Origin of the sequence: Methylobacterium sp. WL103, assembly GCF_008039885.1 — a bacterium.
Lineage (GTDB): Bacteria > Pseudomonadota > Alphaproteobacteria > Rhizobiales > Beijerinckiaceae > Methylobacterium > Methylobacterium cerastii.
The window spans coordinates 1-5,319 of record NZ_VRUX01000285.1; the positions used below are offsets into that span (position 1 = coordinate 1).

General features: G+C 70.4%; 6 protein-coding genes. 4 read left to right on the forward strand and 2 right to left on the reverse strand.

Annotation, left to right across the window (positions count from 1 at the left end; translation table 11 throughout):
- Window positions 1–95: 95 nt before the first annotated feature.
- Together FV222_RS16355 and FV222_RS16360 are read left to right on the forward strand one after the other, a co-directional pair.
- On the forward strand, window positions 96–845 hold the full coding sequence (locus FV222_RS16355) for a DUF1796 family putative cysteine peptidase (protein WP_147815127.1): 750 nt from the start codon (window positions 96–98) through the stop codon (window positions 843–845).
- 151 nt (window positions 846–996) lie between these two features.
- Window positions 997–2,544 (forward strand): murein L,D-transpeptidase family protein, encoded by a 1,548-nt coding sequence (locus FV222_RS16360; RefSeq protein ID WP_246685497.1) that lies wholly within the window; start codon window positions 997–999, stop codon window positions 2,542–2,544.
- A 78-nt stretch (window positions 2,545–2,622) separates the two neighbouring features.
- On the opposite strand, the gene FV222_RS16365 is transcribed toward FV222_RS16360, so the two are convergent.
- Complete coding sequence (locus FV222_RS16365) at window positions 2,623–2,796, reverse strand: YqaE/Pmp3 family membrane protein (RefSeq protein WP_147761587.1); 174 nt, start codon at window positions 2,794–2,796, stop codon at window positions 2,623–2,625.
- Between the two features lie 190 nt (window positions 2,797–2,986).
- Between FV222_RS16365 and FV222_RS16370 the strand changes: the two genes are divergently transcribed.
- Both FV222_RS16370 and FV222_RS16375 read left to right on the forward strand, forming a co-directional pair.
- Window positions 2,987–4,261 carry a multidrug effflux MFS transporter gene (locus tag FV222_RS16370; RefSeq protein ID WP_246685498.1) on the forward strand — a complete coding sequence of 425 codons (1,275 nt, stop codon included), beginning with the start codon at window positions 2,987–2,989 and terminating at the stop codon, window positions 4,259–4,261.
- Between the two features lie 78 nt (window positions 4,262–4,339).
- Window positions 4,340–4,852 carry a DoxX family protein gene (locus tag FV222_RS16375; RefSeq protein ID WP_147761588.1) on the forward strand — a complete coding sequence of 171 codons (513 nt, stop codon included), beginning with the start codon at window positions 4,340–4,342 and terminating at the stop codon, window positions 4,850–4,852.
- A 22-nt stretch (window positions 4,853–4,874) separates the two neighbouring features.
- On the opposite strand, the gene FV222_RS16380 is transcribed toward FV222_RS16375, so the two are convergent.
- Window positions 4,875–5,319: MAPEG family protein (locus FV222_RS16380; RefSeq protein ID WP_348644941.1), on the reverse strand; the 445-nt coding region annotated here is incomplete at its 5' end.

A 5,319-nucleotide genomic window follows, 5' to 3' on the forward strand; every position in this document is an offset into this window, starting at 1 on the left:
GCCCTGGCCGGCGCGCTCGCCGAGTTCGACGGGGTCGGCGCCGACGAAATCCGCGACCGGCGCGCCCGCAAGTTCCTCGAGATCGGCCGGCGCCTGTGAGCGGTCAGGAACCCGACGGCCCCTACGGCACCGGCTTCCTGCGCGGGCTTGGACGCAGGCTCGGCGGTCTGCTCGCCAGCGAGCGCGAGCCCGGCCTCGTCAACCACGTCTCGCTCGGCGCCCACTGCCAGATGGCGCATGTGCTGAAGACGCTCGGGCTGCGCACCTGGTCGGGGCCGTTCGACTGGATCTTCACCATGCCGGGAATGGTCCGCGACTGCCTCGCCGACGACTTCGCCGACCTCCTCGATAGGACCCAGCTCGAGACGATCCCCCTGGCCGAGCGGCAAGGCGAGGGCATCTGGCGCGGACGCCATAGGCTGTACCGCGAGCGCCACGGCCTCGAATGCGTGTTCAACCACCACGACCCGGCCGCCGACGACGCCGACTACCGCTTCCTTGCCGACGGCGTCCGACGCCTGCGGATCGCTTTGGCGAACCCCGCCGCCGAGAACCGATTCTGGCTGCTGACGCACCTCCACACCCCGATGGACGTAGTACAATCCATCTGCGACGCTTTGGCACAGTCAGAGTCACGGAACCATTTAACGTTTTTGCAACACCTGCCGGGGGCGTGCGAACGCCGCGTCGTCACCGGCGAGGCGACGCGGCCGGACCTGCGTTGGCTTGCGGTGGAAACCCCTTCCGCATCAATCGGTTTGCGGTTCGCCGAGCCTGCAGACGACGCCTTCCTCATCGACGTGATCGCGGCGGAGTCGCGGCGCCCGGTGCCGCCATCCCCGTGATCCCCACGTTGGCCGTGCAGGGCAGGGCGGCGGGACGCCGATCCTTGCGGTAACGGAGGGGTAAGTTTACCAAAGCTAGAAAGTGGGGGAGTGACGCACGACGGTTGCCGCCAAGGCCCGCGCGCGGTGTGTTCGAGGACGAGGTTCCCCCATGGCTGTGCGCCGGTTCGCCGTTGCAAGTCTCGATCGCGCGTCCCGTTTGCTCGCGCCCGTCGTCGTCGCGGCCGCCGTGACCCTCGGCGGCTGCCAGGACGGGATGATCAACGGCGCCTCGACGCGCTCGCTGACGCCGATCCCGCCGCAGACCCTGTCCCTGATGCAGACCAAGGGCATGCAGCAGGGCGATCCGATCCTGATCCGCGCCTACAAGAAGGAAGCGGAGATGGAGGTGTGGAAGCGCGGCACCGACGGCCGCTACGCGCTCCTGAAAACCTATCCGATCTGCCGCTGGTCGGGCCAGCTCGGGCCCAAGCGCAAGCAGGGCGACCGCCAGGCGCCCGAGGGGTTCTACACGATCACCCCCGCCCAGATGAACCCGAACTCGTCCTACTACCTGTCCTTCGACACCGGATTCCCAAACGCCTACGACCGGGCGAACGGCAGCACCGGCAACTACCTGATGGTCCACGGAACCTGTTCGTCGGCCGGGTGCTTCGCGATGACCGACGCGTCGATGTCGGAGATCTATGCCGTCGCCCGCGAAGCCTTCGCCGGCGGGCAGCGCGCCTTCCAGTTCCAGTCGTATCCGTTCCGGATGACGGCCTCGAACATGACCAAGTACCGCAACGACCCGAACGCCCCGTTCTGGCGCAACCTCAAGGAGGGGGCCGACTACTTCGAGGCCCTGCGCGACGAGCCGAAGGTCGGGGTCTGCGGCACGAAGTACGTGTTCGGCGGCGCCGACGCGGCGGCCGGGTCGTGCACGCCCAAGGTCGACCCGCTGGTCGCCGAGAAGCGCGCCCACGACAACCACGAGATCGCAGAGCTCGTCGCCAAGGGCACGCCGGCGACGCGAGTGGTCTACGACGACGGCGGCGGCAACCCGGTGTTTCGCGCCGAGCAGAGCACGGCCTTCGCCAACCTGTCCGGCACCGAGACCGAGCTGCCCTACAGCGCCAAAGATTACGGGCGGCACAACCTCGGCGACGTGAGCCGCCCAGAGAGCTTGGCCGCGGGCCCGCGCGAGATCGAGGTCGACGCCAAGGGCCGGCCGGTGATGCTCGCCGCCGCCCCCGAGGCGCCGATCCCGACGAAGGCCGCCGCCGCCGCCCTCGGCAAGGGGGGCAAATCGGATGCGGCCAAGTCCGATACGGGTAAGTCCGATACGGGTAAGTCCGATACGGGTAAGTCCGATGCAGGAAAGCCCGGCGCGTTGAAGCCCGCGGCCCGGACGCTGATGGCCAAGCAGCCCGGCCCGGCCGACGACGACGCCAAGGTGACCGAGAAGGCGACCGAGAAGGCCAAGCCCGTCCGCATCGCGGTCGCCGGCGCGGACGACGACCCGAGCGCCTACCAGAAGCTCCTCGGCAAGGTCTTCAACAAGGAGACCGCGCCGGCCCCGGCCACGCCCACCGCAGACGCGGTGGTGGCCGAGCCGATGAAGGCGGCGGCCCACAACGTGAAGATCGCCCACGTCGCGCCGCGCTCGGTCCACAAGGTGACGACGGCGCTTCGCACGGACAAATCCGACAAGGATTGATCGCCCGTCGAGCACCTGAAACGAAGAGAGCCGCCGGTCGCAGGACCGGCGGCTCTCTTCGTTCGCAGAGCGATACTTTTAGAGCAGCGGGCGGTCGCGGTTCATCAGCCAGAGCGCGTGGATCATGCCCGGCAGGCCGAACATCAGCGTCAGCACGATGTTTAGCAGGAACTGCAGGCCGATGCCGTTGGTCACGAGGACGGCGATCGGCGGCAGGAAGATCGCGAGGAGGATGCGGACGAGCGACGACACGGGAACTCCGGGTATGCGGGCGTTGTCGCAGGTGGAACGAAGCTCGGCCGTTTCCGTTCCAGCCCCGGCCGGGGGATCCACCCGGCGTTCCGCGCACGCGCCGGCCATATCCCCGCCGTGAACTCGCCCGATGAGGCGGCCCGCGCGCCTTCCCGTCGAAGGCATCCCCGCGCCGCCGAGGGCGTTCCCCGTGACAGCACCGATCCGGCCCAACCCTCCCGACGGTCAGGCGATCCCGCGCGAGCGTCCCTGGACCGGGCCGGGCTTCGTCGAGTTCGTGGCGATCATCGCCCTGATGATGGCGGTCACCGCGATCTCGATCGACAACCTGCTGCCGGCCTTCCCGGCGATCCAGGACAGATTCGGGGTCAGCGACCCGAACCACCTGCAATGGCTGATCTACGTCTACATGATCGGGTTCGGCGCGGCGCAGATCGTCTACGGCCCGGTCTCCGACGCGCTCGGGCGGCGTCGCGTGCTGCTGGGCACGCTCGCCGTCTACGTCGCAGGCACGCTGCTGGCGATGGTCGCGCCGTCGTTCGGCTGGCTGCTCGCCGCCCGCGTGATCCAGGGGCTCGGCGCCGCAGGCGGCCGGGTGCTCTCGACCGCGATCGTGCGCGACCGCTTCGCCGGGCGCGAGATGGCGAGCGTGATGTCCTTCACCATGATGGTGTTCCTGATCGTGCCGATGATCGCGCCGGCGATCGGCGGGGCCATGCTCGCCCTCGGCTCCTGGACCTACGTCTTCGTCTCGATGCTCGGGCTCGCGGGGCTGCTCGCGGTCTGGTTCACGGCGCGCATGCCCGAGACCCTGCACCCGGAATACCGCCGGCCGCTCTCCTTCGCCTCGACCTGGGACGCGTTGCGCACGACGCTCCGCTGCCGCGTGGCGATCGGCTACGCCACCGCGCTCGGCCTGCTCACCGGCTGCATCATGGGCTATGTCGGCTCGGCCCAGCAGGTGTTCGACACCGGGCTCTACCACCTCGGCGCGCTGTTCCCCCTGGCCTTCGGCCTGGTCGCCGGCGCGATGGGCGCGGCGACCCTGGTCAACGCGCGGGTGGTCCGCCGCCTCGGGATGCGGGCGCTGTCGCATGCAGGCCTCACGGCCTTCGTCGCGGTGGCGCTCGGACAGGTCGCGATCGGGCTCAGCTATCGCGGGCATCCGCCGCTGGTCCTGTTCCTGGCCGTGCTGGCGGCCAACCAGTTCCTGATCAGCTTCGCGATGCCGAACTTCAACGCGCTGGCACTGCAGCCGCTGGGCGCGATCGCCGGCACGGCCTCGTCGTTCCTTGGGTTCTACACCACGATCCTCGGGGCGCTGTGCGGCTTCGTGATCGGCCAGTGCTTCGACGGCACCACCCTGCCGATCGCCTTCGGCTATGCCGGGCTCGGCGCCGCGGCGCTCCTGGTCGTGGCTTGGACCGAGCGCGGAAAGCTGTTTCGCGGCGGCGTCTCCGGTTGAGGGCGACCGCCGCTTAACCCGGTCTTCAGGGGCGCGGGGGACGATGCCGCCTTCGCCCCACACCACCGGAGTCCACGCGTGATCGCCCGAGCCCAGGACGGACTGCTCCTCGCTGCGCGCCTCTTGCTCGCGGCCGCGCTGCTGCCGACCGGCATCGCCCGCGCCCTCAACGTCTCGGGCTTCGCGCTGACGCTGGCCGGCGCCGGCGTCCCGGCCCCGAACGCGGTGGCGACGCTCGCCGTCGTGGTCCAGGTGTTCGGGCCGCTGGCGCTGATCGTCGGCGTGCTGCCGCGGATCACCGGCGTCGCGCTGGCCGGGTTCGCCGCCCTGACGGCGGTGCTGCTCCACGCCTTCTGGCAGTTCTCCGGCCCGGCGGCCGCAGCCGAGCGCACCCTGATGCTGGCCGATTTCGGGCTCGCGGGCGGCTTCCTGATCTATGCGCTGACCGGACCGGGCGCCTGGAGCTGGCAGGGCTGGCGCGCCGGCACGGCCTGCCGGCCCGTCGCGAAATCCGCGTCGAAAGCCTCGGCCAAAGGTGGCGCGAAGGCCAGCGCCAACTCAAACCGCCCCCGCCGCGCCAAGGCGGCCTGAGGCGGGCTCGCGGCGGACCGCGCTACCGCGCTGCGAGCGCGATCAGGCCGAGGTGCCCGGCGAGCCCGAGGAACCCGACGAGGTTGATCCCGAAGACCCGGCCGCGCAGCCTCACGTCGTCGGTCAGGGTCTGCACCGCCGTGTGAGCGAGGCGGCCGGCGACGAACAGCCACGCGCAGGCGACGTCGAACCGGCCGACTTCGCCCAGGGCGACCAGCAGCGCGACGCAGCCGACCATCAGAACCGGCAGCTCGAACTGGTTGGCGAGGTTCCGGGTGATCCGCGCGACCGCCCGCGGCTCGTCGCGCCCGAGCACGAAGGCGTCGTAGCCGACCTCGCCCCGCCCCACCGCGCGCAGGCGCGCCAGCGACAGCCAGACGTAGAGCGCCATCATCAGCCCGATCTGGGCCATCACCGGTTGCAGGATCAGGGCGTTCAAGGGAGGCCTCCGCGGGCGGGTCGACGGG